The following is a 2522-nucleotide window of genomic DNA, read 5'->3' on the forward strand; positions in this document are numbered from 1 at the left end:
GCAAACCCGGGGAACTGAAACATCTAAGTACCCGGAGGAGTAGAAATCAACCGAGATTCCGAAAGTAGCGGCGAGCGAAATTGGATTAGCCCTTAAGCTTTTAGTGCGTCAGGTGAAGAGTCTGGAAAGTCTCGCAATAAAGGGTGATAGCCCCGTAACCGACAACGTACAATCAGTGAAATCGAGTAGGGCGGGACACGTGATATCCTGTCTGAATATGGGGGGACCATCCTCCAAGGCTAAATACTACTGACTGACCGATAGTGAACCAGTACCGTGAGGGAAAGGCGAAAAGAACCCCTGTGAGGGGAGTGAAATAGAACCTGAAACCGTGTACGTACAAGCAGTAGGAGCCTCCTTTGTGGGGTGACTGCGTACCTTTTGTATAATGGGTCAGCGACTTATATTTAGTAGCAAGGTTAACCGATTAGGGGAGCCGTAGGGAAACCGAGTCTTAACTGGGCGTCGAGTTGCTAGGTATAGACCCGAAACCAGGTGATCTAGCCATGGGCAGGTTGAAGGTTGAGTAACATCAACTGGAGGACCGAACCGACTAATGTTGAAAAATTAGCGGATGACTTGTGGCTAGGGGTGAAAGGCCAATCAAACCTGGAGATAGCTGGTTCTCCCCGAAAGCTATTTAGGTAGCGCCTCGGACGAATACTACTGGGGGTAGAGCACTGTTAAGGCTAGGGGGTCATCCCGACTTACCAACCCTTTGCAAACTCCGAATACCAGTAAGTACTATCCGGGAGACACACGGCGGGTGCTAACGTCCGTCGTGGAGAGGGAAACAACCCAGACCGCCAGCTAAGGTCCCAAAGTATAGCTAAGTGGGAAACGATGTGGGAAGGCTCAGACAGCCAGGATGTTGGCTTAGAAGCAGCCATCATTTAAAGAAAGCGTAATAGCTCACTGGTCGAGTCGGCCTGCGCGGAAGATGTAACGGGGCTAAGCTATACACCGAAGCTGCGGCAATACGGGTTAATATTCCCGTACTTCTTACAATTGCGATGGGGGGACGGAGAAGGCTAGGTGGGCCTGGCGACGGTTGTCCAGGTTCAAGGGTGTAGGCTGATTTCTTAGGTAAATCCGGGAAATCATTAAGGCTGAGACCCGATGTCGAGCGCCCAAGGGCGTGAAGTCATTGATGCCATGCTTCCAGGAAAAGCCTCTAAGCTTCAGATTGTAAGAAATCGTACCCCAAACCGACACAGGTGGTCGGGTAGAGAATACCAAGGCGCTTGAGAGAACTCGGGTGAAGGAACTAGGCAAAATGGTACCGTAACTTCGGGAGAAGGTACGCTTCTGACGGTGAAGTCCCTCGCGGATGGAGCTATCGGAAGTCGCAGATACCAGGTGGCTGCAACTGTTTATTAAAAACACAGCACTGTGCAAAATCGCAAGATGACGTATACGGTGTGACGCCTGCCCGGTGCCGGAAGGTTAATTGATGGGGTTAGACTTAGGTCGAAGCTCTTGATCGAAGCCCCGGTAAACGGCGGCCGTAACTATAACGGTCCTAAGGTAGCGAAATTCCTTGTCGGGTAAGTTCCGACCTGCACGAATGGCGTAATGATGGCCACGCTGTCTCCACCCGAGACTCAGTGAAATTGAAATCGCTGTGAAGATGCAGTGTACCCGCGGCTAGACGGAAAGACCCCGTGAACCTTTACTACAGCTTGGCACTGAACATTGACCCTACATGTGTAGGATAGGTGGGAGACTTTGAAACTTCGTCGCTAGATGGAGTGGAGTCAACCTTGAAATACCACCCTTGTAGTGTTGATGTTCTAACTTAGTCCCCTAATCGGGGATGAGGACAGTGCCTGGTGGGTAGTTTGACTGGGGCGGTCTCCTCCCAAAGAGTAACGGAGGAGCACGAAGGTGGGCTAAACACGGTTGGACATCGTGTGGTTAGTGCAATGGCATAAGCCCGCTTGACTGCGAGAATGACAATTCGAGCAGGTGCGAAAGCAGGTCATAGTGATCCGGTGGTTCTGAATGGAAGGGCCATCGCTCAACGGATAAAAGGTACTCCGGGGATAACAGGCTGATACCGCCCAAGAGTTCATATCGACGGCGGTGTTTGGCACCTCGATGTCGGCTCATCACATCCTGGGGCTGAAGTCGGTCCCAAGGGTATGGCTGTTCGCCATTTAAAGTGGTACGCGAGCTGGGTTTAGAACGTCGTGAGACAGTTCGGTCCCTATCTGCCGTGGGCGTTGGAGAATTGAAAGGGGCTGCTCCTAGTACGAGAGGACCGGAGTGGACGAACCTCTGGTGTTCGGGTTGTCATGCCAATGGCATTGCCCGGTAGCTAAGTTCGGAATCGATAAGCGCTGAAAGCATCTAAGCGCGAAGCGAGCCTTGAGATGAGTTCTCCCTGATACTTTAAGTATCCTAAAGGGTTGTCGTAGACTACGACGTTGATAGGCAGGGTGTGTAAGCGTTGTGAGGCGTTGAGCTAACCTGTACTAATTGCCCGTGAGGCTTAACCATACAACACCCAAGGGGTTTTG

General features: G+C 51.5%; 1 rRNA gene. It reads left to right on the forward strand.

From position 1 onward, the window contains the following. Positions 1-2502 (forward strand): 23S ribosomal RNA (locus F0227_RS21670); the annotation flags it as partial. Positions 2503-2522: the final 20 nt, after the last annotated feature.

Source organism: Vibrio sp. 99-8-1 (assembly GCF_013114595.1).
Classification (GTDB): domain Bacteria; phylum Pseudomonadota; class Gammaproteobacteria; order Enterobacterales; family Vibrionaceae; genus Vibrio.